Genomic DNA, 26,359 nt, shown 5'->3' with positions numbered 1-26,359 from the left:
GTAATATGAGCAATTCATGAACAATTCAACAGATATAGAAAGGTAATGCCAAATGAACCGGTGTAGTTGGGTAAAAGGAGATCCCCTATGTATTGAATATCATGACCATGAATGGGGAGTACCTGTCCATGATGACCGCAAGCTTTTTGAATTTCTCATTCTCGAAGGAATGCAGGCAGGTCTAAGCTGGATGACGATTTTAAGAAAAAGGGAAAATTATCGCCAGGCTTTTGATGATTTTGATCCTGTTAAAATTAAGGATTATGATGAAAAAAAGATAGAAGAATTATTGAAAAATGAAGGCATTATCCGGAATCGGAAAAAAATTGAAGCTGTAATCCAAAATGCCAAAGCTTTTTTACAAATTCAAAATGAATTTGGCAGCTTTGAACGGTATTTATGGCGTTTTGTAGATTACAAACCGATCGATAACCAGTTAAAAGACTGGAAAGAAGTTCAAACTACTTCTGTTGAATCAGAGAAGTTAAGTAAGGATTTGAAAAAGCGGGGATTTCGATTTGTGGGGCCAACGATTTGCTATGCTTACATGCAAGCGATTGGAATGGTCAATGATCATACGATCGATTGTTTTCGTCATGAGGAAGTAAAAAGAATGGAATCGTTTGTTTGAGAATGTTAAAATGATTAAAAAGTAATATTGTAAGCTAATGAAAGGAAGAGGTTTTATGGCAAAAGAAGCATCTTTTGATATTGTTTCCAAAGTGGATATGCAAGAAGTAGATAATGCAATGAACCAAGCAAAAAAAGAGATTAGCCAACGATACGATTTCAAAAATAGCAAAGTGGAAATTAGTTTAGAAGGAGATCAAATCAAGATCCTTGCAGATGATGAATACAAACTAAAAGCGGTAATTGATGTATTGCAAACGAAACTAATCAATCGCAAAGTATCGATCAAAAACCTAGAATATGGGAATATTGAGGATGCTAGTGGTGGTACAGTACGACAAATGATTAAAATTAAGCAAGGAATTGAAACCGAGATTGCAAAGCAAATAGTAAAGGATATTAAAAATTTAAAACTAAAAGTACAAGCACAAATTATGAATGATCAAATTCGTGTCTCTGGTAAGAGCCGTGATGATTTACAATCAGTGATTCAATTCTTACGAGGACAAGATTACAGCCTCGAACTTCAATTTACAAACTATCGATAATAGACATACTTTTGGAAAATAACCATATCTTATCTTAAGAAAGGAATTTGAAAGGAGGATTTTGAATGAGAAGTTCAAATCCAGTCTTAAAACGTTTAACAAAAGAAGAGCAAATCGATTTCTCTTATCGAATGACAGTCGAAGGAACCATAAATAAAACCTTTATCCTTTTTATGATTGTTATGGGTTCTGCTTTTGTCTTATGGAATCGTTATCTGGAAGGTGGAGTCGATGCGATTGGCTCTTGGATGTGGATTGGTGTCATTGGTGGTCTGATTGCAGCATTAATCACTTCTTTTGCACCTAGGATCGCTGTAGTAGTTGCCCCCGTCTATGCTGTTTTTGAAGGGATGGTACTTGGTGGCTTGTCTGCCATGTACGAACAAAGATATCAAGGCATTACCATCCAAGCAGTTGGATTCACTTTTGGCGTATTTCTCGTTATGCTAATGATCTACCGTTTTCGCCTCATCCACATAACCGCTCCCTTTCGGAAAATGGTGGTAGGAGCCACTCTTGGGATTCTACTCGTTTATTTTGTAGATCTCATTATGAGTTTCTTTGGAAGCCAATTAACCTTTATTCATAATAGCAGTCCATTGAGTATTTTAATCAGTCTGTTTGTTGTGGGTATTGCTGCTTTTAACTTTGTTTTAGACTTTGACATGATCGAACAAGGTTCTAAAATAGGCGTACCTAAATACATGGAATGGTACGGAGCGTTTAGCTTAATTGTTACCCTTGTATGGTTATACGTAGAAATCTTAGACCTACTTCGAAAACTGAAAGATCGATAAATAGAATGAAAATCCAGTCAAATGACTGGATTTTATTATGATTATACTGTACAATCTTCTGTTCAATTTGTTAAAATATTTCAGTCAAAATTTAAAGATTTTGGAGGGTACAAAATGAATGCAAAACAACTTGCAGGAGAAAAAGCAATGGATTACATAAAAGATGGAATGATTGTTGGGTTAGGAACAGGTTCTACTGTATATTGGACGATCCAAAAACTGGGTCAATTAGTGAAACAAGGATTAAACATTAAAGGGATACCCACGTCTAAGAGAACGGAAGAATTGGCGAAAGAATTAGGAATTCCCCTTACAGATTTCGCAAGTGTAGATCAGATCGATGTTACCATTGATGGTGCCGATGAAATTGACTCTGAATTAAACCTGATTAAAGGAGGAGGAGGGGCATTACTCAGGGAAAAGATTGTTGCTGCAGCTAGTACTAAATTAATCATTGTTGCTGATGAATCAAAGTTAGGCAAACAACTTGGCCACTTTCCATTACCCATAGAAGTTACACCTTTTGGTTGGGAAAATACAATGAAAAAAATAGCAAAATTCGGCTGTCTGCCTCAATTAAGACTTGTCGATGATAAACCTTATATTACAGATAATGGAAATTACATATTGGATTGTAAGTTTGAAAAGATCGCAAATCCAGAACAATTAAACAAAGAACTGAATACAATTCCAGGCGTTGTTGAGAATGGACTGTTCCCGAATATGGCAGATATTGTTCTTATTGGCCAAAAAGATGGGAAGGTCAATGTTATAACGAAATCGTTTTAATAAAACAAGATTAGTTCCTAGCACAGGTGGCCAGAATTAGGCATAGGATAGAGGAAGTTAATAAGGAATTCATTAGGAGGTAAAGAAAATATGTACATGTTTTATCCATTTCCTTATTATGTTTCCGACTATCCTTTTTTGGTAAATAAAAAGGGTTACCGACGTGCTTATGCAAGAGTAAAAGGCGGGCCACTCGCTCCTAATCTTAGAGGGTTTGTTGTCTTTACGAATGTACCTAATGGAACAGAAGTTTATGTAGAATTGCATGGGCTTCCTGCTTATCAACCTGCAAAAGGTGATCAAGATCCCATTGGCCCCCATGGATTTCATATTCATATGAGAGGGGATTGTACAGTTGGTGATCCAAATAATCCTTTTGAAGGAGCAGGTGAACACTGGAACCCAACCAATCAACCCCATGGAAACCATGCAGGAGATTTTCCTGTAATCTTTTCCAATAATGGTTATGCTCGTATGAATTTCTTTACCAATAAGTTTAAAGTAAATGATGTTGTTGGACGATCTGTGATTATTCATCTTAATCCCGATGATTACCGAACACAACCGGCAGGAGATGCTGGAAAACGAATAGCCTGTGGCGTGATCGTTGGCGTTTGTTGAAATGGCTTGTATGTTTTAAGGCTAGGTTTGTATATTCCATAAGCAGCGACTTTTGGGAGTGTCTTTCTTTCCTTTTTATTCAAAAGAAATATACGACAACGGAGCGCGTTGGAATATACAAACCTATTTTTATAATCAAATTTACCCTATTTTACCTTCAACCTCTCTATAATCTTCTCATCAGGGGTAATATAGAGGGTCTTTTGATTTTCATAGATCACAAATCCAGGTTTTGCTCCACTTGTTTTTTTCACATATTTAATCAATGTATAATCGACAGGCACTTGGCTGGAGTGTTTGGCCTTACTGAAATATGCCGCCAAGGTTGCTGCTTCTAACAACGTCTGCTCGCCAAAATCTTTCCCTCTGATCACCACATGGGAACCAGGGATATCTTTTGTATGCAGCCATGTATCTGTACTATGAGCAAGGCGATGGGTTAGGTATTCATTTTGCCGGTTGTTTTTCCCTACGTAAATGGGAACTCCCTCGGAAGACCGATATTGCTCGATTTCAGGGTTCTTATTTTTTCGTCGATCTACTTTCCCGCGCCCACGAAGATATCCTTGCTCAACCATCTCATTGCGAATATCTTCTAAATCAGCTAAATCGGCGTTTTCAATTTGCGTAAGTAGGGTATCCAAATACTCAATCTCTTTTTTTGTTTCTTTGATTTGTTGTTTGATAATGGAAAGGCTATTTTTCAATTTATTGTATTTTTTAAAATAATGTTGTGCATTTTCTGAAGGAGTTTTTAATGGATCTAACGGGATCTTGATCAATCCTTGATTTTCATCATAATAATTGATCACTTCAACTTCTGAATCACCTCGTTTGATCATGTACATATGGGCGGTGATCAGTTCTCCATAAAGCTTGAATTTCTCTGCTTCTTTCGCTTGTTCCAGGTCTTTGTGTAAGTAACCAATCTTCTTTTCATTTTTATTTTTTTCGTTGATGAGGATTTTGGAAAGATCCTGCATCTTTTGTTTAACCATGTCCCGTTTAGCCTTTGCTGAATAAAACTTCTCCAAACAGAGGCTGATTTCTGAAAAACTTTCCCTTTCTCCTTGTAGATGAGTGAGGGGTAGAATAGAAAAATCAGGTCGATCACTATAGACAATCGTTGGTTGATATTCATGATTCCGTGCTTTTTCCATCCACTCTAAAAATGCCTTCCATAGATTCTCTTTAGTTGGTAATCCTGCTCGATATAGGATCTCTCTAGCAACAGAAGGGCTCATACCTTCAAATTGATTAACCAGTTGTTTGTCTAGTTTTCCTTGGTTGAATTGAAGCTTAGCGAGAAACTTTTCTTGTGTAACCTCTAGAGGATTGATTTTTTGTTGATCAGGTGGAGCAACATATTCTTTGCCTGGCAGAACTTGGCGATAAGAGCTAATCGCAGGAGTTACATGATGAATTCCATCGATGATGATGTTCGTGTCTGAATTAATCAGGATGATGTTGCTGTGTTTTCCCATGATCTCAACAATTAACCGTTTATTCTGAATATCTCCTAACTCGCCCTTTGTTTTTACATCAATATGAATAATCCGTTCATGACTCACTTGGGTAATATTTTCGATGATTCCTCCTTCTAAGTGCTTTCTTAACAGCATGCAGAACATCGGTGGTTCAAGGGGATTTAAAAAGTTTTCTTTGGTTAGATATACCCGTGGGTAAGTTGGGTTTGCAGATAATAATAGACTTTGATTATCTTTATGGGAACGAATGTGCAAAAGCAAATCGGATGGATGGGGTTGATAGATTTTATGAATTCGACCATGAATCAATTTTTCTCTTAATTCATGGATTAGTGCACGGGTGACAAATCCGTCAAAAGGCATAACTAATCACCTCAATCTTACCATCATAGTGATAGTATAATGTAGTTTGGCAAATTGGACAAATCTCTCCTACAACTTGACATCGATCTTGTTCTAATTTAAAGCACGTCTGAATAAAGTTAGCATGATGAGGTACAAGTTGAGGGAGGGAAAAGAGTGTCAGAACTAAAATGGCATACCATTCCAAAGGAGTCCATCTTAAAAATATTTCACGTAACAGAGGAACAAGGTCTTAAGAATGAAGTGGTTCCAAAACTTCTAGAAAAATATGGCCCCAACCAATTGGAACAAAAACAAACCATTTCACCAATCACTCTTTTTTTAGATCAATTTAAAGATTTTATGGTTTTAGTTCTTTTAGTCGCAACTTTAATTTCAGGATTGCTTGGTGAATATACTGATGCCATAACGATTATTGCCATTGTCATTATGAATGGGATTCTTGGATTCATTCAAGAATTTCGCGCGGAAAAATCGTTACAAGCCTTAAAAGAAATGGCGGCTCCCCATGCACGTGTCATTCGTAATGGTAAAACGACCTCTATCCCGGCAGTCGAAGTCGTACCAGGGGATATCGTTTTATTAGAAAGTGGAGATCGAGTACCTGCAGATGTTCGCTTGCTAAAGGCACATGCTTTATATATTGAGGAATCGGCTTTAACAGGGGAATCCATTCCTGTTCACAAGCAAGAAGATGTGATTCCTTTTGAAGATATTCCTTTAGGTGATCAAAAAAATATGGCTTTTATGGGAACACTAGTGACTCGTGGAACTGGTGTAGGGGTGGTCGTTGAGACAGGAATGAATACCGAGATGGGGAAAATCGCTGACTTGATTCAGTCGACGGAAGAAGTAGAAACACCACTGCAAAGAAGATTAGAACAACTAGGAAAGATATTAATCGTCATCTCTTTATTGCTAACCGCACTTGTCGTAATAACTGGAATTTGGCATGGTCATAATGCTTATGAGATGTTTTTAGCGGGAGTGAGTTTAGCTGTTGCGGCAATTCCAGAAGGGTTACCTGCAATTGTTACTGTAGCTCTTGCCTTAGGTGTTCAACGAATGATCAAACGAAAAGCGATTGTACGTAAACTCCCATCGGTAGAAACATTAGGTTGTGCTACCGTTATTTGTTCGGACAAAACAGGTACGTTAACGCAAAATAAAATGACGGTAACTGATCTTTGGATTGGTGGAGAAGAAATCAAAGTAACAGGTACAGGTTACGAATCAAAAGGGGAGTTTCTCCTTCGATCAAAAAAAATCAATCCTGAACAAAATATTTCCTTAAAAAAATTACTGGAGATTAGCGTTCTTTGTAATAATGCGAAGCTCGTTGAGAATGGAAAAAAAGGATTCTTAAAAAAGGTTAAAAGTGAATGGAGCATACAAGGTGATCCAACAGAAGGAGCATTAGTCGTTTTAGCGGCAAAAGCAAATATAATGAAGGAAGAGTTAGAAAAACTCTGGGTCAAGAAACAGGAATTTCCCTTTGACTCATCAAGAAAAATGATGTCTGTCATTGTCGAAAAAAACAATCAACAATTCGTTGCTGTTAAAGGAGCACCTGATGTGCTATTAGAACGTTGTTCTTCCATTATTTTAGATGGCCGTATCGTTTCCCTAACTCCATCGATCAAAAATCAAGTAAAATTGGTCATTGAAAAAATGGCTAGTCGTGCTCTTCGTAACTTGGGGTTTGCTTATAAAGAAATAAAAAGGGGAGAAAAATTTGTTTCAGAAGAACAAGCAGAAAAAAACCTAACCTTTGTTGGTATTGCTGGAATGATTGATCCTCCCCGTGAAGAAGTAAAAAAAGCAATCCAAACTTGTAAGAATGCAGGGATAAAAACGGTCATGATCACTGGGGATCATCAGACCACCGCGGAAGCGATCGCGAAACAATTGAACATCCTTCCACCTCATGGGTTGACAGTAAATGGACAGGATTTATATAATATGTCCAACACAGAATTTATGGAAAAAGTAGACGATATTTATGTTTATGCAAGAGTATCGCCCGAACATAAACTGAGAATTGTAAAAGCATTACAAGCAAAAGGACACGTTGTTGCGATGACAGGTGATGGTGTCAATGATGCACCAGCGATCAAAGCAGCAGATATTGGGATTTCAATGGGAATCACAGGTACTGATGTTTCCAAGGAGGCCTCTTCTCTTATTTTAAGTGATGATAACTTTGCGACGATTGTTGCTGCGATTGAAGAAGGAAGAGGAATCTATGATAATATTCGCAAATTCATTCGTTATCTCTTAGCCTCAAATGTAGGCGAAATTTTGACGATGTTTTTTGCGATGTTAATGGGATTACCCTTACCCCTAGTTCCTATCCAAGTCCTTTGGGTTAATCTTGTAACAGATGGATTACCTGCGATGGCTCTAGGTGTTGATCCGGCAGAAGAAGACATTATGGATCGACCTCCTCGAGATAGTAAAGAAAATGTCTTTGCTAGAGGGCTTGGATGGAAGATTGTTAGTCGAGGTTTTCTGATCGGGCTAGTCACTCTAGGAGTTTTTTGGTTAACTTGGCAGAGTGAGCCTGACAATTTAATCAAAGCACAGACGATGGCATTTTCCACTTTGGTCATGGCACAGTTGATCCATGTGTTCGATTGCCGCAGTGATATTTCCGTCTTCCATCGCAATTTATTCGAGAATAAATATTTAGTCTTCGCCGTATTATCATCATTAATATTACTTTTAGGTGTCATTTATATTGAGCCATTGCAACCCATTTTCCATACGGTAGGTCTTACCTTCATAGATTGGATTCTCGTTACGATTGCTGGTGCAATTCCTACAGTGAGCTTTGGGATTGCTAATCTGATTGTTCGACCAAAATTTTTGATGAAAAAAGTATCAAATTAGAATGGATAAAGGGGAAATTGAGAATGGAATTTACCAAAATGCATGGTTTGGGCAACGATTTTGTCGTCGTTGCCCATTTTGAGGATGTACCAAAGAATGTCAACCAACTCGCGATTGATATTTGTAACCGTAATTTTGGTGTTGGTGCAGATGGTTTGGTTTTTATCTTACCATCTGATAAAGCAGATGTGAGAATGAGAATTTTTAATGCGGATGGAACGGAAGCAGAACAGTGTGGTAATGCGATTCGCTGTGTGGCAAAATATGTTTATGACCATAACATGAAGAAAAAAGAGAAACTTAGTGTTGAGACCTTAGCAGGAATTCAACATGTGAAGTTACATATTGAAAATAATTTCGTTTCTACTGTTGAAGTAGATATGGGAGAACCGATTCTGAAAGGAGAATTAGTTCCAACTGCAATCAAAGAGTCAGAGGTCGTCAACCATCCAATCGAGGTTGATGGTGTGAAATTTTATTTTACAGCTGTGTCAATGGGGAATCCACATGCGGTGATTTATGTTGAAGATGCTCCTCATTTTGATGTAGAGAAATGGGGGCCCAAATTAGAAACACATCCTTTATTCCCAAAGAAAACCAATGTGGAATTTGTAACTGTAAAAAATGATCATGAAGTGGAAATGAGAGTATGGGAAAGAGGTGTTGGACAAACCCTTGCTTGTGGTACAGGAGCCTGTGCAACTGGTGTCGCCTCTGTCTTAACAGGACAAACATCTCGAGAAGTATTGGTTCATCTTAAAGGAGGAGATTTAAAAGTTTATTGGAACAAAGAAGATAACCATGTTTATATGACTGGAGAGGCCAAGGAAGTTTTTAGAGGAACTTGGCTTGGCGAAGTAAAATGGTAGGAGGAATGAAAAATGGCGGAAAGTTACATTCAACAATTATTCGCTGAACGTATTGGAGGGAACCAGTACGGAAAAACAAATGAAATCTATAAATTCGAGAAAATCAAACGCGCGAAAGCAGAAGCAAAGAAAAACCATCCTGACATGGAACTCCTTGATTTAGGCGTTGGCGAACCAGACCAAATGGCCGATCAAGGTGTGATCGAAACCCTTTATCAAGCAGCGCAAAAACCAGAAAATCGTGGCTATGCCGATAATGGTGGAAGGGACTTTAAGGTTGCTGCCGCAGAATATCTAAAAAAAGTATTTGGTGTAGAGGGAATCGACCCAGATAAAGAAGTCGTCCATGTGATAGGAGCTAAATCGGCTTTATCGATGTTACCTTCTGCTTTTATTAACCCAGGAGATATTACGATTATGACAGTTCCTGGATATCCAATCCTAGGAACACATACTAAATGGTTAGGTGGACAAGTGGTTAACTTACCACTTTTAAAGGAGAACAATTTCTTACCTGATTTAGATCGTTTAGATGAAGAAACAAGAAGAAAAGCGAAACTACTTTATTTAAACTATCCCAATAATCCAACAGGTGCCAGCGCAACTAGAGAATTTTTTGAAAAAGTAGTTCAATTTGCAAAAGAAAATAATATCATTGTGATTCATGATGCTGCTTATGCTGCTTTAACTTTTGATGGAGTGAAACCTCTAAGTTTTCTTTCCATCCCTGGTGCAAAAGAAGTTGGTATTGAAGTACATTCCCTTTCTAAGTCCTATAATATGACAGGATGGAGGATTGGATTTGTTGCAGGGAATGAATTGATTGTTCGCGCCTTTTCCGATGTAAAAGATAATAATGACTCAGGTCAATTCCTTGCGATCCAAGAAGCAGCCATTTATGCGCTAAAACATCCAGAAATTACAGAGAAAACAGCAGAAAAATATTCACGGCGGCATGATTTATTAGCAAAGACATTACGAGAATTAGGTTTTCATGCACATAAACCAAAAGGTTCGTTCTTTATGTATGTGGAAGCACCAAAAGGGATTAAGAATGGACCTACATTTGCATCAGCAGAAGACTTTTCCCAATATCTAATCAAAGAAAAATTGATTTCCACTGTACCTTGGGATGATGCGGGACATTTTGTTCGTTTCTCTGTAACATTCATGGCAAAAGATGAAGAAGACGAGATTCGCGTGATGAATGAAATTAAAAATCGTTTATCGTCGGTAGAATTTGTATTTTAATTGTTAATCGTCTTAAAAAGAGGAAACTGACCAAAAATGGTTAGTTTTCTTCTTTTTTTGGCGAAATTAGCGTTTTTTATACCCTAAGCACTTGTAACCGTTTTTAAAATTGATTAGAATAAGTTCATGGATGTGATCACAGATGATAAAAAGTATGACAGGTTTTAGCCGAAAAGAAGCAATCATTGGCAACAAAAAAATCACGATCGAAATGAAGACAGTGAACCATCGGTTTCTTGAAGTCGTGTTTAAAATGCCAAAAGAATTGATGGTTTTCGAAGATCGTCTGAAAAAAATCCTTCAGCATTATATCAAAAGAGGAAGAATCGACATCATAATCACGATTGAAGCGAATCATTTAAGTCAACGACTAAATATAGATTGGGATTTGGCTGATCAATACATACAATTATTGAAAGAATTAAAAGAAAGATTTCAACTAGCAGGTAACGTTGAAATAAAAGATTTCCTCTTAATCCCTGATTTAATTAGTCAGGATGTGGAAATTAATGATCTAGAAGATAAGGAAGAAGAATTTTTCGAGTTATTTGCAGAAACTTGTCGTGCTTTGTTTGATATGCGGCAATTGGAAGGAACTGTTTTAAGCAATGATTTTCTATCTCGTTTGAATCATATAGAGAAAGTTTTGCAAAAGGTGGAAATTAAAGCCCCTCTTGTTGTCAAAGAGTACCGAGAAAAATTGTTAATAAGGGTGAATGAATGGCTAAATGGTGTGGTCGAAATCGATGAAGCCCGTCTACTAAATGAAGTTGCTTTTTTCGCAGATAAAGCCAATATTGATGAAGAAATTACTCGTTTGAAAAGTCATATTGAACAATTTCGCTTAAACTTAACGATTGAAGAGCCTGTAGGGAGGAAATTAGATTTTCTCGTCCAGGAGATGAATCGAGAAGTGAACACAATTGGTTCTAAAGCCAATGACTTGGAATTAAGCCAATATGTTATAGAGCTTAAGAGTGAACTTGAAAAAATTAGGGAACAAGTTCAAAATGTTGAATAATCTTGTTTTAAGTTTAAATGAAGAAAAATTGTATCGTTATAGGAAAATAGGTAAAATAATATGTAATATCTACCTAAGGGGGGTACTAAGTCATGTCAATTAAACTCATCAACATTGGATTTGGTAATATCGTCTCAGCCAATCGAATCATTTCCATCGTTAGTCCAGAATCTGCACCAATTAAACGTATTATTCAAGAGGCAAGGGATCGAAGTATGTTGATTGATGCAACCTATGGTAGAAGAACTCGTGCCGTGATCATTACTGATAGTGACCATGTCATCCTCTCAGCGGTGCAACCAGAAACTGTTGCTCATCGCCTTACTTCAAAAGACGATATGGGAGAAGAATAATATAGGAGTGTTTGCAAACATGTTCGTTCAAAAAGGGTTATTGATTGTTCTTTCGGGGCCATCTGGCGTTGGTAAAGGTACAGTTTGCAGCCAACTTCGGAAAGAACAATCAGATCTTGTATACTCTGTTTCTGCAACAACGAGACCACCGCGAGTTGGAGAAGTCAATGGCGTTAATTATTTTTTTAAAACAAGAGAAGAATTTGAACAAATGATCAAGAACAATGAGTTGTTAGAATGGGCAGAATATGTAGGAAACTACTATGGGACACCGCGAAAGTTTGTAGAGGATACCATTCAACAAGGAAAAGATATTATTCTTGAAATCGAAGTACAAGGGGCTTTAAAAGTAAAACAAACGTACCCAGAAGGTATTTTTATATTTTTAATGCCTCCATCTTTAGCCGAGTTAAAAAACCGAATTATCCATAGGGGAACAGAAAGCGATGAAAGCTTGATCAAGAGGATGAATGCGGCAAAAGAAGAACTTCAAATGATGAAGCATTATGATTATGCGGTGGTAAATGACGAGGTAAATAAGGCTGTAAAAAGAATTCAGTCGATTATTGAAGCTGAACGTCTAAGAAAAGAACGGATTTTGCCTTACTATGAACAATGGCTTAAGGAGGAACTTTAATGTTATATCCATCAATTGATAAATTATTAGAAAAAGCGGATAGTAAGTATAAACTAGTCATTGCAGCTTCAAAAAGAGCAAGAAAATTAAGAGATGGTGAACACTTACTCATCTCTGATCCGAAATCGAATAAGTATGTAGGAAAAGCTTTAGAAGAAATCTATGAAGATCAAGTGATGATTGACAACAATACCCCATCAAAAAAATAACAACCATGCTCGGTTGTTATTTTTTTAGCGATGAAAAGGAGTGAATAGAATGAAGGGGAAAACGATTCTTCTAGGGGTTACAGGAGGAATTGCTGCCTATAAAGCAGCAACAATCGTCAGTCAATTAACCAAAAAAGGTGCAGAAGTTCAAGTCATTATGACAGAATCTGCAACCAAATTTATCACGCCACTTACGTTGCAAACGTTGTCGAGAAATAATGTTTTTATTGATACTTTTGATGAAAAAAATCCAGAGGTCGTATCCCATATTGATCTTGCAGATCGGGCGGATTTGGTCCTCATTGCGCCAGCTACCGCCAATGTCATCGGAAAGTTAGCCCATGGAATTGCTGATGATATGTTAACAACGACAATCTTAGCTGTACAATCTCCCATCTTTATTGCCCCAGCCATGAATGTTCATATGTATGAACATCCAGCCGTACAACAAAACATTCAAATCTTAAAGTCAAGAGGGGTACGGTTCATCGAACCAAATGCTGGGCTATTAGCTTGTGGTTATGTGGGAAAAGGGCGTTTAGCAGAGCCAGAAGAAATTGTTCAAGCGATCGAATCTTTTTTTCAACGTAATCAAGATTTTAAGGGAAAAACCTTCTTAATCACAGCAGGGGCAACTCGCGAAAAAATTGACCCTGTGCGCTTTTTTACGAATCGTTCCAGTGGTAAAATGGGATATGCATTTGCTGAGGCAGTTTTGGAGCGTGGTGGAAAGGTGAGCCTTGTTTCTGGTAAGACAAGCCTTCCAGTACCACCTAATGCTGAGCTTATTTCTGTAGAGTCGGCTGAAGAAATGTATCAAGCGGTAATGAGCCAACTTGAAAAGGCAGATGTGATTATAAAAGCAGCAGCTGTAGCAGACTATCGTCCCAAAATCGTCTATGATCAAAAGTTCAAAAAAACAGAGGGCGAATGGTTGATTGAGATGGAACGAACCAAAGATATCGCCCTAGAAATTGGACAAAGAAAAAAAGAAAATCAGTTTTTCATTGGTTTTGCCGCAGAATCAGAGGATGTTATTGAACGAGCAAAAAAGAAACTAAAGAAGAAAAATATGGATATGATTATTGCCAACCATATTTTATTAGAAGGTGCTGGATTTGAAGGGGATACCAATATTGTTACAGTGTTAACAAAAGAAGGAGAGCAAATGGATTACCCCATGATGAGTAAGAAAGAATTAGCTCATCAAATCTTAAACCAAGTAAAGCTTCGTTTGGAAGGGTAGAATTATAATGTATGCAACTGTCGTAGTTGATATTCCAGATTTAAAACACCAAGGGTTTGATTATTTCATTCCTGATTCTTTTCGTTCAACATTACAAGTGGGGAGTCGTGTTCTCGTCCCCTTAGCAGGACGTATGGCCCAGGGATATGTAGTCGATTTACATGAAACAACAGAAATAGCAAATGTTAAGCCCATTCACGAAGTACTTGATATCATCCCCGTTTTAAGTCAAGAAATGATTCAACTTGGCAAATGGATGAGTGAACATTATGTTAGTCAATTATTTCGCACGTATCAAATCCTTCTACCATCTGCATTAAAAACACAGATAGAAGAATATATTATTCTTGGAAACGAAGACTTTGCAGGTTTATCGATGATTGAAATGGAAATTATCGATTGGGTGAAACCCCGTCAACCGATTCATAGGATGAAGTTAATAGAAAGATTTCCTAGTGAAGAGAAAACAATCAAAAAGCTTATCCAGTCCGGTTTTTTAGAATTACAAAGGGAGTTTAAGGACAAAACAAAAAACAAAAAGAAAACGTATGTGCAATCTCGTTTGCCGAAAGAACAGTTATTATTAGAGATGGCCGCTTTACCAAAACAAGCTACGAAACAAAAAATGGTTCTCGATTTTTTTATTACTCACGAAACGGAAGAAGTAGGCTTATTAGAATTGCTTTCTGTGTTAAAGATAACAAGAAACACGGTTCAATCCCTAGTAAAAAAAGGTTATCTATTGATAAAAGAGAAAGAAGAATATCGCGATCCGTATAAAGATCGTCTTTTTCAAGACAAAAAAATCATGTTAACGCCAATGCAAGAACAAGTTTTGTCGCAAATTATTCAATCGCTAGAAAAAGAACGTTCAGTACCTTTTTTGCTTCATGGAGTAACTGGAAGTGGGAAAACGGAAATCTATTTAAATGCAATCCAACATACGCTTAATCTTGGAAAAGACTCTATCTTGCTTGTACCCGAAATATCGCTAACACCGCAGATGGTGGAACGGTTTAAAGGGCGATTTGGCGAATTAGTAGCTGTTATGCACAGCAGAATGTCGCAAGGGGAACGCTATGATGAGTGGCGTAGGATCCAAAAAGGAAAGGCAAAGATCGTGGTAGGTGCCAGATCTGCGATCTTTGCTCCCTTTCAAAAACTTGGTCTGATCATTATTGACGAGGAACACGAAAGTTCTTATAAACAAGAGGAGCATCCAAAATACCATGCACGAGATATCGCCATTTGGCGAGCAAATTATCATCATGCCACATTAGTACTTGGAAGTGCCACCCCTTCTTTAGAATCTTATTATCAAGTTTTAACAAAAAACTATCAATTATTAGAATTACCCAAACGGGTATTAGGTAGAGAGTTACCCATGATTCACATTGTGGATATGCGGGAACAACTTCGTAAGGGTAACCGTTCCATGTTTAGCCAAATGTTACAAGAGAAAATCGTGGAAAGACTAGAAAAAAAAGAGCAAATCGTCTTATTTCTTAATCGACGCGGTTATTCCACTTTTGTGATGTGTCGTTCCTGTGGTTATGTGATGAAATGTCCCCATTGTGATATATCATTAACTTATCACCATTCTGATCAATCCTTACGTTGTCATTATTGCGGTTATACAACCCAGCAAGTCAAACGATGCCCTGAGTGCCATAGTCCTTATATCCGTTATTTTGGTACCGGTACTCAGAAAGTGGAAGAGGAATTGACAAAACGTTTTCCTGGAGTTCGGGTTATTCGTATGGATGTGGATACGACAAGCAAAAAAGGAGCTCATGAACGTTTACTCAATGCATTTAAAAATGAACAAGCAGATATTCTTCTTGGAACACAAATGATCGCAAAAGGTCTTGATTTTCCCAAAGTTACATTAGTTGGTGTACTTGCCGCTGATTCTTTATTACGTATTCCTAATTTCCGCTCAGCTGAACGCACGTTTCAACTCTTGACCCAAGTGAGTGGAAGAGCAGGAAGACATGAGTTACCAGGGGATGTGATTATTCAAACTTATGATCCAGATCATTATAGTATCCGCTATGCAGGTTTGAATGATTACAACTCTTTTTTTAGGAGAGAATTAGAAAAGAGAAGACAATTACATTATCCACCATTTACAAAGATGATTATCATTCATTTTAGCCACGAGGATGTTGTGTTAGCGATGAAAGCAATAGAACGGTTTGCAAGAGAATTAAAACGGATTATGAATCATCGACCAGTAGAAATATTAGGTCCTGCCGTTGCACCGATCCCAAAGATTAAAGATAGATATCGATTTCAATGCGTGATAAAATATAATGATGAATCTTCAAGAGTCAATCAAGGAATTTATCAAGGGATTCAAATTATAAATGAAATAATCAAAGATCGGAAATTACTTATCCAAGTAGATGTGGATCCATATATGCTGTTATAGGAGGGATGAAAGTTAATGGCAATTCGTGTCATATTAAAAGATTCCGATCCCTTGTTAAGGGAAGTTTCAAAACCGGTAAAAGAAATTACGCCAAGAATTCATAAATTGTTAGATGATATGGCGGAAACGATGTATGATGCAAATGGTGTTGGCTTAGCTGCACCACAGATTGCGATTCTAAAACGCGTGATTATCGTCGATGTAGGTGATGGATTGATTGAGTTGATCAACCCTGAAGTGGTTGAACAAGACGGTGAGCAAATAGGTCCTGAAGGATGTTTAAGTGTACCTGGAGTGGTAGGAAAAGTAAAAAGAGCAAACTATGCAAAAGTTAAAGGACTTAACCGCCACGGTGAGGAGATTATTGTCGAAGGTACAGGGTTAAAAGCACGAGCTTTGTTGCATGAAATTGACCATTTAAATGGTGTTCTGTTTACAGATTTGGCCTTAGAGCTATATAAAGAAGAATTAAATATATAGGAGTGAAATCGAATGCGAATTGTTTTTATGGGCACCCCTGATTTTGCGGTGCCTTCTTTGCAGTCATTAGTCGATCATGGATACGAAGTGGTTGGTGTGGTAACACAGCCTGATCGTCCTAAAGGAAGAAAACAAGTTTTAACTCCATCACCAGTAAAAGAGTTAGCGATTAAATTAGGATTAGAAGTATATCAACCAGAGAGAATTAAACGTGAAGAGGCGATCGAACATATCTTAAATTGGCAACCAGAATTAATAGTAACTGCTGCATACGGACAAATTATACCTGAACCCTTGCTTTTTACTCCCAAATATAAAGCGATTAATGTCCATGCTTCTTTATTGCCCAAGTATCGTGGTGCTGCACCCATTCATCATAGTATTATCCAAGGAGAAAAAGAAACAGGGATTACGATCATGTATATGGTAAAGGAAATGGATGCGGGGGATATTCTTTCCCAAGTAAAGGTGGCCATAGAACCTGATGATACAGTGGGAACTCTTCATGATAAATTGAGTCAAGTTGGGAAGGATTTGCTGATTGAAACGATTAAAAAGATTGAGGAAGGAACCATTCATCCCATACCTCAAGACCATCACTTGGCAACTTATGCCCCCATGATCAAAAGAGAAGATGAACGAATTGATTGGAATAAAACGAGTATGCAAATCTATAACCAAATTCGTGGGCTAAATCCATGGCCGGTCGCCTTTACCACCTTGAAGGGGAAAATTCTAAAAGTTTGGTGGGCTGAACCATTCCCTTACCATCATGAAGAAGAACCTGGAACTGTTTTACGTGTAACTAAGGATCAACTCCTTGTAGCAACGAAGGATGGAGCAATGGAATTAAAAGAGATTCAACCTGCAGGTAAGAAGAAAATGGACATTATTTCTTTCTTACAAGGAGCGCAAATACGAGAAGGAGAAAAAATAGGTGAAACCAATGACAAAGAAGCTAACAGCTAGGGAGATTGCTCTTGATGTACTGACAAAAGTAGACACAAAGCATTCCTATAGCAATCTGCAACTAAACCAGACACTGCAAAAAAACAACTTAAGTCGAGTCGATGCCAATTTTGCTACTCAACTCATTTATGGAACGATCCAACATTTGAATCGGATTGATTGGATGCTAAAACCCTTTGTACGAATTCCTTTAGCGGAATTGGAACCATGGATTCGCAATTTACTTCGATTAAGTATTTATCAAATTTGGTATCTAGACAAGATTCCTTCTCATGCCGTGGTAAATGAAGCAGTAAATATTGCAAAAAAGTGGGGACATAAAGGAATTGCTGGCATGGTCAATGCGGTACTACGTCATTTTTTGCGAAAAAAGGAAGAAATCAAGATTCCTACTGATCTACCGCAACAAGAGAGAATTGCCCTTGAGTATTCTCATCCAGAATGGTTAGTTTCCCGTTTGATTGAGGATTATGGAATCGAGGAAGCAGAACAAATTTGTCGGGTAAATAATCTTCCTCCTTACCAATCGCTTCGGGTCAATCCCTTAAAAATATCACGTGATGAAATGATCAAGCTTTTAAAAGAAGAATATGCCGATAAGATTCAGGTTTGGCCTTCGCCATTGTCCGAACAAGGAATCATGGTAAAAGGAGTCGGGAACTTAGCCTTAAGTAAATGGTATGAAATGGGATATTTCACCATTCAAGATGGTAGTTCTATGTTGGTAGCAGAAGTTTTAGATCCTAAACCTGGAATGACAGTACTCGATGCGGCAGCAGCTCCAGGGGGAAAAACAACACATATTGCAGAAAAAATGTTAGATAAGGGGAAGATTATTGCTGCAGACATACATAAACATAAGATTCCCTTAATTGAAGAGCAACAAAAGAGATTAGGTTTACATATTATTGAAACAATTCATGCAGATGCTAGGGAATTAAGAGAACATTTTCCTCCAGTTTTTGATCGCATTTTACTAGATGTACCTTGTTCAGGGCTTGGCGTCATTCGTAGAAAACCTGATTTGAAATGGGCGAAAACAAAAGACCAGATTCAGCAAATCACAACAGTTCAACGGGAAATCCTCGATACGGTTTCTCCATTGTTAAAACCTGGTGGTGTTCTTGTTTATAGCACTTGTACGATGGTAAAAGAAGAGAATCAAGACATGGTTCTATCATTTATCAAAAATCATCCAGAGTTTGAACTTGATTATAACCTTCCAAAATATCTGCCACAGATCGTGAATGAAAGATTAGATACAAAAAAAGGAATGATTCAAATACTTCCTCATCATTTTGATACGGATGGTTTTTTTATTAGTCGCTTGATAAAAACACAATAATCAATAAGATGGTGACAAAAGATGCAAAAAAGAAACATTTACGATTTAACAATCAAAGAATGGGAAATTTGGTTAAAAGAACGTCAGGAACAAGTTTACCGTGCTGAACAAATTTTTCATTGGTTATATGTAAAACGCGTAGATTCCATCGATCAGATGACCAATCTTCCCAAGTCGTTACGGGAAAAGATTGCTGAAGAATTTGAATTTCAAGCTTTGCATACCGTTGCAGAACATCGTTCGAAAGATGGAACGATCAAATTTCTCTTTCAACTTTATGATGGACATGCTATAGAAACGGTGATTATGAAACATAATTATGGGAACTCGGTTTGTGTGACAACACAAGTTGGCTGTCGAATGGGATGTACGTTTTGTGCTTCTACTTTAGGAGGGTTAGCTCGAAATTTAACTCCAGGTGAAATTGTTGCCCAAGTCGTTGAATCACAAAAATTATTAGATCAAACTGGAGAAAGGGTTAGCAGTATTGTGGTAATGGGATCAGGCGAACCTTTTGAAAATTATGACGCCACAATTCAATTCATTAAAATTGTCAATGACGATAAAGGATTAAAAATTGGCCAAAGGCATATTACCGTTTCAACAAGTGGCATCGTTCCTCGAATCTATGATTTTGCCAATCTAAAATGGCAAGTCGGTTTAGCTGTTTCTTTACATGCACCTAATGATGAACTAAGAACAAGATTAATGCCGATCAACCAAAAATATTCGATTCGAGAACTGATGGAAGCTTGTCGTTACTATATTCAAACGACTAATCGGAGAATTACCTTTGAGTATGCCTTAATGGGGAATGTGAATGATCAAGACGAACATGCGAGAGAATTAGCCAAACTCATTCAAGGAATGAAATGTCATGTGAATTTAATTCCTATAAATTATGTACCGGAAAGGGAATATACAAGAACACCAAAAAATCAGATTTTCCGTTTCAAAAAGATTCTTGAAGATTACAATATAAATGTTACGATTAGACGTGAACAAGGAGGAGATATAGAAGCTGCATGTGGACAACTACGGGCCAAACATCTGGATCTTGAATTTCGGTTAAAGTGATGGGGTGAGAATCTTGTTAACAGCAGTAGGATCTGATGTGGGGAAGGTAAGAGAATCCAATGAGGATCATGTTTACCTAAGTGAACAATATCCAAACGGATCTTATATTGCGATTGTTGCAGATGGAATGGGCGGGCATTTGGCAGGAGAAATTGCGAGTAAAACAGCAGTTGAGACCATTTATCAAGAACTCCATCCCTATGTAACAAAAGCAAGGAGCATTAGCGAATTAAAGGGCGTTTTAGAAGAGGCCATTGAAAAAGCGAATACGGTCGTATATCAAACGTCAATCAATGATGAACGCTATCGTGGCATGGGAACGACAGTTGTTGCAGCAATCGTTAACGAAGAAGGAATTCTCCTTGGCCATATTGGTGATAGCCGTGCTTATTTAATTGATCAGGAAAAAATTCAACAATTAACCAGTGATCATTCTTTAGTCAATGAATTGGTCAAATCAGGTCAAATTTCGGAAGAAGATGCGATCAATCACCCACGGAAAAATATTTTAACAAGAGCACTTGGTACAGATGAATCAGTCAAGTTAGATATGAATTTGATTCCTTGGAAAAAAGGGCAAACCTTACTCCTTTGCTCAGATGGGCTCACCAACGAAGTTTCAGATGAAAAAATCTTTGAGCTTGTGAATCTGAATCCTGAAAATCCCAACGAGATCGTCAAGCAACTCATCGATCAAGCAAATCAAGCAGAGGGGAAAGATAATATTTCTGTGATTCTTATTCATCATGGATAGTTGGGGAAGAAAAGAGGTGATTCCGATGATTGGTAAAACACTGGGCCGCCGTTATCAACTATTGGAAAAAATTGGCGGTGGCGGTATGGCAGAAGTTTACCATGCTTTTGACCAATTGGCCAAGAGAGATGTTGCAATAAAAATTCTTAGGCAAGAATTTGTTCATAAAGACGATTTTATTAAACGATTTCAAAGAGAAGCGGAATCGATAGCGACCTTATCTCATGAGAATGTGGTTACCATTTACGATGTGGGCGAGGAAGACGATCTTTACTATATTGTAATGGAATATGTAGAAGGACATACTTTGAAACAATTCATTCAAAAGGAAGGAAGGATTTCCGTAGAGCGTGCATTAGACATAGCGAAGAAAATTGCTTCGGCATTATACCATGCTCATCAACATCATATTATTCATCGGGATATTAAACCGCAAAATATCTTAATTGGAGAAAATGGAGAAGTAAAGGTCTCTGACTTTGGTATTGCAAGAACCTTAAGTTCGGCGACGATCACTCATACTGGTTCGGTATTGGGGTCTGTTCATTATTTGTCCCCTGAACAAGCAAAAGGGGGATATACTGATGAGAAAACCGATCTTTACTCATTAGGAATTGTTTTATATGAAATGGTAACTGGGAAACTTCCTTTTTCAGGAGACAGCCCTATTAGCGTTGCTTTAAAACATTTACAGGAAGATTTCGTCTACCCGCGGGATTTAAATCCTGAAATTCCACAAAGTGTGGAAAATATTATTCTAAAAGCTTTAGAAAAAGATCCAACCAAACGTTATCAGTCAGCTAAAGAAATGCTTTATGACTTAGAAACAGCGCTTGATCCAGAAAGAATCGACGAACCACGAATACAACTTCAATCAATAGGCGATGATGACGATCCAACGATTATCATTCCAAGATTTAGTGAGAATATAGGGCAAGACCATTTACAAACAACTTTTACGCCCCAATCAAGAAAAATGAAAAAGAAAAAGCTCCAAAATAAAGCATTTCCATTAATTATAATTTTTTCCATTATCGCACTTTCTGGGATTTTCGGCTTTCAATATATTAATAGTAAATTCAAAGTTCCAGAAATCGATACGCCAAGACTTGAGGGATTGCCAAAAGATGAGGCGATTAAACAACTAGAGGCACTGAATTTACAATATGAGATTATTGAACAAACAGATCCGGTGGTAAAAGAAGGCTATGTTATAAAACAAACGCCCTATTATGGCGGCAAAATGAAAGCCAATCAAAAAATTACACTCTATGTAAGTTTAGGGAAGGAAAAAATTCCAATGCCTGATTTAGTAAATAAAGATCAAAGACAAGCTTCCCTATTACTTCAACAAATGGGTTTTAAAGACATTATGATCAAAGAAGAATACAGTAATACAGTTCCTAGCGGAAATGTTGTCAAACAGGATCCCTCTGCTAACGATATGGTACGACCTGAAGAAACTAAAGTTACCTTATATATAAGCCAAGGGAAAAAAATATTCCCAATGCCCAATCTGATTGGATTAACAGAAGATGAAGCGAGGAACATCCTTCTAAAATATGGCCTAGAAATCAATACAATCGAAAAAGAATATACATCTGAGCAAGAAAAAGGAAAAATCTTCCGTCAATTCCCGTTTTCCCCAGGAGATGAGGTAACAGCTGGAGATAAAGTGGATCTTTCTATTAGTCTTGGTTATCCTAAAGAGGCAAAAAAAGTGATGGGAGATGTTTTAGTAGATATTAGTGAAGGGGAAACGGCTCAAATAAAAATCACACTCGATGATGCCCGTGGGAAAAATATTCTATGGAAAGAAGAACAAATCACTGGACCTAAATATTATGAGAATATCGAGTTGGTCCTTATGCCAGGTATGCAAGGTACGATCAATGTATATAGAGATGGGAAATTATTCCAAATGAAGAAAATCAATTATCAGTAAGTGGAGGTTTGACATGCCAGAAGGGCTGATTGTCCGTGCACTCAGTAGTTTTTATTATGTGAAATCAGGAGAGAAGATATGGGAATGCAAAGCAAGAGGACTCTTTAAAAAACATCAGAAAACTCCACTTGTGGGTGACAGAGTCGTCTTTGAGATCATAAACGATCAACAAGGATATATTATCGAGATTTTGCCAAGAAAAAATGAATTGATTCGTCCGCCTATTAGTAATGTGGATCAAGTCGTTCTTGTTTTTTCCGTTGTAGAGCCAGCTTTCAATAGCGCATTATTAGATCGTTTTCTTGTCCATGTTGAAAAAGCGGGAATTCCTTCCCTTATCTGTTTAACAAAGATGGACCTAATAGAAGATTCAACCAGCATCGATGAAAAGATGGATGTTTATCAAAAGATGGGATATAAAGTTGTTAAAACGAGTTCGAAAAACAAGGATGTCGAAGATTTAGGAAAGGAATTAGAAGGTAAAATTTCTGTTTTTGCTGGACAGTCAGGAGTGGGAAAATCTTCTCTCCTTAACGCTCTTGTTCCAAGTCTTCAACTTGAAACTGCTGGAATTAGCCAAAAACTTGGAAGGGGAAGGCATACAACTAGGGTTGTACAAATGATTGAGCTTCCTTCAAATGGTTTAGTTGCGGATACTCCTGGTTTTAGTCAACTAGATTTTCAAGGGATTGACTCTACTACCTTGGGTAAGTATTTTATAGATATTGATCAGTTTTCCGATCGATGCCGTTTTCGAGGTTGTTTACATGTAAAAGAACCTGGTTGTGCAGTAAAAGAAGCAGTAGAACACGGAGAAATTTCAGCTGAACGCTATTCCCATTATTTAGAGTTTTTAGAAGAAGTGAAAGAAAAAGAAGAGAGAAAATGGAGGTAATCGAGTGATTAAAATAGCACCATCAATTCTTTCTGCTGATTTTTTTCAATTAGGAGAGGAAGTCAAAACGGTTGAAAAAGGAGGAGCAGATCTCCTTCATATCGATGTAATGGATGGCCATTTTGTTCCAAATATCACGATTGGTCCATTAGTGGTAGAAGCGATTAAACCAAGAACCAAATTACCCTTGGATGTTCATTTAATGATTCTTAATCCAGATCAATATATTGAACCATTTATCAAAAGTGGTGCTGATATCATTTCTGTTCATGCCGAGGCAACGTATCATTTACATCGAACCATTCATTTGATTAAGAACCTTGGCGCAAAAGCATCTGTTGCCATCAACCCAGCAACGCCTTTACAGGTCATTGATTATGTCTTAGAGGATTTGGATATGGTTTTATTGATGACAGTAAACCCTGGATTTGGCGGACAATCCTTTATTCCCCAAGTTTTACCGAAAATTAAAGCCCTTAAAGAGTTAATCGATAAAAGGGGGTTATCTACTGACATTGAAGTAGATGGAGGGATTAACGATAAGACGGTGAAACAAGTTATTGATGCCGGGGCAAACGTTATTGTTGCAGGCTCTTATATTTTTAGGCAAAGGGATCGAAAACAAGCGATCAATCACTTAAGAGGAATTTAAAGGTGTACATGATTCAAATGAAAAGAATGATATTTATCCTCATTTTCATATTAGTGCTGAATACCATGATCCCCAAATCAGCTTTCGCAATGAATCTAGTTGGAGAGTCTGCTATATTAGTTGATGTAACAACTGGAGAAATCCTTTTTGAAAAAAATATGGACAAACCGATGTATCCGGCAAGTGTTACCAAAATAATGACCGTCATCCTTGCCCTTGAAAAAGGCAATCTGGATGATATCGTTACGGTAAGTAAAAATGCAGCGACCCAAGATGGTACGAGAATTTATCTTGTAGAAGGTGAAAAAGTTCGGTTAAAAGAATTGGTTTATGGTGCCTTATTGAATTCGGGTAATGATGCTGCTGTCGCTATTGCCGAACATATTGGCGGTAGTGTAGAAGGCTTTGTTGACATGATGAATGAAAAAGCGAAGGAATTAGGAATGAAAAATACACATTTTGCTAATCCCAGCGGTCTTCCTAATCCAAACCATGTAACTTCTGCCTATGATATGAGTCTCCTTGCAATGTATGCATTAAAAAATCCTGTTTTCCGGGAAATCGCATCTTCCAAAACTTATGATGCCAAATGGATTGGGAATAATGTTCATGCTTTCATTCAAAATCATAATCGATTGCTTTGGGATTACCCTTACGCGACAGGAATGAAAACAGGATATACGGTTGCTGCCCGAAGTACAATCGTTGCATCAGCAAATAAAGATGGTCGGGAACTTATTGCAGTCGTTTTAAAATCGGATCCTAGGGCTTTTTATAAAGATGCGGAACAATTGCTTGATTATGGATACCAAAAGACAAGGTTAGTCCCGATCTTAAAAATGAATGAAAGATTCACGACATTAAATGGATATGAAATCTCATATATTCCCAAAGAAAATCCGTATATTGTTGTGGTTGATGGAAAATTGCCAGAACTAAAAATGAAAGAACATTTTAAAACAAAGAAAAAAATCGGTTTCTTTGACCAGACCATTGTGAAAAAGGGAGAAGTGATTGGACAATTAGCAATCTATAATGGAGAAAAATTAATTCGTACGGTAGACTTAGTAGCGACAAAAGATATCAAAAACTCCTATCCTATCTCTAAAAGTAGCATATATTTTATGTTTGCTGTTTTCGCTTTTTCGATGATGGGATTCATTTTGGTATTAAAAAGAAAAAGAGAAAAGCAAACGATCAAAGGGTTTGGATGGTTGGAACAATAAAGAGTAGAATCCTCTAAGGACTCTACTCTTTTTTTCATATAAAATGGCTTGTATGTTCTAACGCTAGGGTTGTATATTCCAAAAGCAACGACTTTTGGGAGTGTATTTATACACGGATAACGGAATGCGTTGGAATATACAAACCCAATATGAATATAGAACATATAAGCCAGCGAAACAAACATATTTTTATTCAAGATTTTGATTCAATTTGTTACTTGGTTTAGGGATGAATTCAAATATTTTTTTTGATTCAAAAGACTTAATTAAGGATGTAAGCCAAGTGTAATATTCTTCAGCTTGTGTAAGCTTGTTCAGATCCGTTTGCACTTGTTCTTTTATTTCGGAAGAAGTACTAGGATTATTCAACAATTCATCATAATCTTTTTTAGATTGCTGAATCGCATGCAAATTTAATTCTATTGCTCTTTTCCATTTGATCGAAAAGAAATCAAAGAAAACCTGATACCAATCTTCCTCTGCTTGATAAAGGTCCTTACGTACTCCTTTTTTCCATACCTTATTTACCATATTCGTTTCTAATAAAGTTCGAACACCTGTACTCATACTTGTTTTACTCATGCCTAATGCTTCACGCATTTCGTCTAACGTTAAGGGGCGATCGGAGAAATACAATATGCCATATAAACGACCAACAGAATCTGTAATTCCATAAAGATCCATATTTTCAGCGATAGAATGAATGACACGTTCGCGCGCTTTTTCTAAACGTTTTATATCTTCATTTAAATGAATATCTCCTTGATTAACCAACATAAATTCTCCTCTTTCAAAGGTTATCATCTTTAAATTACCACTTATTGTTAGATTTTATAAGCAAGCAATATTATACAAAATAGTATGGGAAT

The 26,359-nt window shown here is 37.2% G+C and carries 25 protein-coding genes; 23 read left to right on the top strand and 2 right to left on the bottom strand.

Annotated features, from left to right (window positions below; translation table 11 throughout):
- The first annotated feature begins 52 nt into the window (after positions 1-52).
- The 5 genes from ACMW72_RS01365 to ACMW72_RS01345 all read left to right on the top strand — a co-directional run bounded on the left by ACMW72_RS01365 (position 53) and on the right by ACMW72_RS01345 (position 3,385).
- Positions 53-631: a DNA-3-methyladenine glycosylase I gene (locus ACMW72_RS01365; RefSeq protein ID WP_418367040.1), complete on the top strand. Its 579-nt coding sequence runs from the start codon at positions 53-55 to the stop codon at positions 629-631.
- A 55-nt stretch (positions 632-686) separates the two neighbouring features.
- A complete protein-coding gene (locus ACMW72_RS01360; RefSeq protein WP_418367039.1) occupies positions 687-1,178 on the top strand; it encodes a YajQ family cyclic di-GMP-binding protein in 492 nt (163 codons plus the stop codon).
- A gap of 65 nt (positions 1,179-1,243) precedes the next feature.
- Positions 1,244-1,975: a Bax inhibitor-1/YccA family membrane protein gene (locus tag ACMW72_RS01355; protein WP_418367038.1), complete on the top strand. Its 732-nt coding sequence runs from the start codon at positions 1,244-1,246 to the stop codon at positions 1,973-1,975.
- 114 nt (positions 1,976-2,089) lie between these two features.
- On the top strand, positions 2,090-2,764 hold the full coding sequence (gene rpiA, locus ACMW72_RS01350; RefSeq protein ID WP_418367037.1) for a ribose-5-phosphate isomerase RpiA: 675 nt from the start codon (positions 2,090-2,092) through the stop codon (positions 2,762-2,764).
- A 90-nt stretch (positions 2,765-2,854) separates the two neighbouring features.
- Complete coding sequence (locus ACMW72_RS01345) at positions 2,855-3,385, top strand: superoxide dismutase family protein (RefSeq protein WP_418367036.1); 531 nt, start codon at positions 2,855-2,857, stop codon at positions 3,383-3,385.
- Between the two features lie 146 nt (positions 3,386-3,531).
- On the opposite strand, the gene ACMW72_RS01340 is transcribed toward ACMW72_RS01345, so the two are convergent.
- Complete coding sequence (locus ACMW72_RS01340; RefSeq protein ID WP_418367035.1) at positions 3,532-5,235, bottom strand: Rqc2 family fibronectin-binding protein; 1,704 nt, start codon at positions 5,233-5,235, stop codon at positions 3,532-3,534.
- Positions 5,236-5,391: 156 nt separating this feature from the next.
- Between ACMW72_RS01340 and ACMW72_RS01335 the strand changes: the two genes are divergently transcribed.
- The 18 genes from ACMW72_RS01335 to ACMW72_RS01250 all read left to right on the top strand — a co-directional run bounded on the left by ACMW72_RS01335 (position 5,392) and on the right by ACMW72_RS01250 (position 25,490).
- Entirely contained in the window at positions 5,392-8,127 is a 2,736-nt protein-coding gene (locus ACMW72_RS01335) for a calcium-translocating P-type ATPase, SERCA-type (protein WP_418367034.1), read from the top strand.
- 23 nt (positions 8,128-8,150) lie between these two features.
- Positions 8,151-8,996 (top strand): diaminopimelate epimerase, encoded by an 846-nt coding sequence (gene dapF, locus ACMW72_RS01330; RefSeq protein WP_418367033.1) that lies wholly within the window; start codon positions 8,151-8,153, stop codon positions 8,994-8,996.
- Between the two features lie 12 nt (positions 8,997-9,008).
- Positions 9,009-10,247, top strand: coding sequence for an LL-diaminopimelate aminotransferase (locus ACMW72_RS01325; protein WP_418367032.1), 1,239 nt, complete (start codon positions 9,009-9,011; stop codon positions 10,245-10,247).
- A gap of 142 nt (positions 10,248-10,389) precedes the next feature.
- The gene (locus ACMW72_RS01320; RefSeq protein ID WP_418367031.1) at positions 10,390-11,268 is read left to right on the top strand and encodes a YicC/YloC family endoribonuclease; all 879 of its coding nucleotides are present in this window, start codon (positions 10,390-10,392) and stop codon (positions 11,266-11,268) included.
- Positions 11,269-11,360: 92 nt separating this feature from the next.
- The gene (remA, locus tag ACMW72_RS01315; protein WP_418367030.1) at positions 11,361-11,621 is read left to right on the top strand and encodes an extracellular matrix/biofilm regulator RemA; all 261 of its coding nucleotides are present in this window, start codon (positions 11,361-11,363) and stop codon (positions 11,619-11,621) included.
- Positions 11,622-11,640: 19 nt separating this feature from the next.
- Positions 11,641-12,258, top strand: coding sequence for a guanylate kinase (gene gmk, locus ACMW72_RS01310; protein ID WP_418367029.1), 618 nt, complete (start codon positions 11,641-11,643; stop codon positions 12,256-12,258).
- On the top strand, positions 12,258-12,467 hold the full coding sequence (gene rpoZ / locus ACMW72_RS01305) for a DNA-directed RNA polymerase subunit omega (RefSeq protein ID WP_418367028.1): 210 nt from the start codon (positions 12,258-12,260) through the stop codon (positions 12,465-12,467). The genes gmk and rpoZ overlap by 1 nt, the downstream gene beginning before the upstream one ends.
- 49 nt (positions 12,468-12,516) lie before the next feature.
- Positions 12,517-13,713, top strand: a complete 1,197-nt coding sequence (coaBC, locus tag ACMW72_RS01300) for a bifunctional phosphopantothenoylcysteine decarboxylase/phosphopantothenate--cysteine ligase CoaBC (protein ID WP_418367027.1) — start codon at positions 12,517-12,519, stop codon at positions 13,711-13,713.
- 7 nt (positions 13,714-13,720) lie between these two features.
- Positions 13,721-16,147 carry a primosomal protein N' gene (gene priA / locus ACMW72_RS01295; protein ID WP_418367026.1) on the top strand — a complete coding sequence of 809 codons (2,427 nt, stop codon included), beginning with the start codon at positions 13,721-13,723 and terminating at the stop codon, positions 16,145-16,147.
- A gap of 15 nt (positions 16,148-16,162) precedes the next feature.
- A complete protein-coding gene (gene def, locus ACMW72_RS01290; RefSeq protein ID WP_418367025.1) occupies positions 16,163-16,627 on the top strand; it encodes a peptide deformylase in 465 nt (154 codons plus the stop codon).
- A gap of 12 nt (positions 16,628-16,639) precedes the next feature.
- The gene (gene fmt / locus ACMW72_RS01285; RefSeq protein ID WP_418367024.1) at positions 16,640-17,596 is read left to right on the top strand and encodes a methionyl-tRNA formyltransferase; all 957 of its coding nucleotides are present in this window, start codon (positions 16,640-16,642) and stop codon (positions 17,594-17,596) included.
- On the top strand, positions 17,574-18,941 hold the full coding sequence (gene rsmB / locus ACMW72_RS01280; RefSeq protein ID WP_418367023.1) for a 16S rRNA (cytosine(967)-C(5))-methyltransferase RsmB: 1,368 nt from the start codon (positions 17,574-17,576) through the stop codon (positions 18,939-18,941). Before fmt ends, rsmB begins: the two co-directional genes overlap by 23 nt.
- Before the next feature lie 21 nt (positions 18,942-18,962).
- Entirely contained in the window at positions 18,963-20,018 is a 1,056-nt protein-coding gene (gene rlmN, locus ACMW72_RS01275) for a 23S rRNA (adenine(2503)-C(2))-methyltransferase RlmN (protein ID WP_418367022.1), read from the top strand.
- Between the two features lie 4 nt (positions 20,019-20,022).
- Entirely contained in the window at positions 20,023-20,772 is a 750-nt protein-coding gene (locus ACMW72_RS01270; RefSeq protein ID WP_418367021.1) for a Stp1/IreP family PP2C-type Ser/Thr phosphatase, read from the top strand.
- A gap of 25 nt (positions 20,773-20,797) precedes the next feature.
- Positions 20,798-22,717 carry a Stk1 family PASTA domain-containing Ser/Thr kinase gene (gene pknB / locus ACMW72_RS01265; RefSeq protein ID WP_418367020.1) on the top strand — a complete coding sequence of 640 codons (1,920 nt, stop codon included), beginning with the start codon at positions 20,798-20,800 and terminating at the stop codon, positions 22,715-22,717.
- 13 nt (positions 22,718-22,730) lie between these two features.
- Positions 22,731-23,612, top strand: a complete 882-nt coding sequence (gene rsgA, locus ACMW72_RS01260; RefSeq protein ID WP_418367019.1) for a ribosome small subunit-dependent GTPase A — start codon at positions 22,731-22,733, stop codon at positions 23,610-23,612.
- A gap of 4 nt (positions 23,613-23,616) precedes the next feature.
- Entirely contained in the window at positions 23,617-24,264 is a 648-nt protein-coding gene (gene rpe / locus ACMW72_RS01255; RefSeq protein WP_418367018.1) for a ribulose-phosphate 3-epimerase, read from the top strand.
- A gap of 17 nt (positions 24,265-24,281) precedes the next feature.
- The gene (locus ACMW72_RS01250) at positions 24,282-25,490 is read left to right on the top strand and encodes a D-alanyl-D-alanine carboxypeptidase family protein (protein ID WP_418367017.1); all 1,209 of its coding nucleotides are present in this window, start codon (positions 24,282-24,284) and stop codon (positions 25,488-25,490) included.
- A 189-nt stretch (positions 25,491-25,679) separates the two neighbouring features.
- On the opposite strand, the gene cudC is transcribed toward ACMW72_RS01250, so the two are convergent.
- A complete protein-coding gene (cudC, locus tag ACMW72_RS01245; protein ID WP_418367016.1) occupies positions 25,680-26,267 on the bottom strand; it encodes a choline uptake/conversion transcriptional regulator CudC in 588 nt (195 codons plus the stop codon).
- Between the last annotated feature and the right edge of the window lie 92 nt (positions 26,268-26,359).

The organism is Tepidibacillus sp. LV47 (genome assembly GCF_048381575.1).
Lineage (GTDB): Bacteria > Bacillota > Bacilli > Tepidibacillales > Tepidibacillaceae > Tepidibacillus.
The sequence above is the reverse complement of the archived record's forward strand: the minus strand, read 5'-3'. Positions and strand labels throughout refer to the sequence as shown.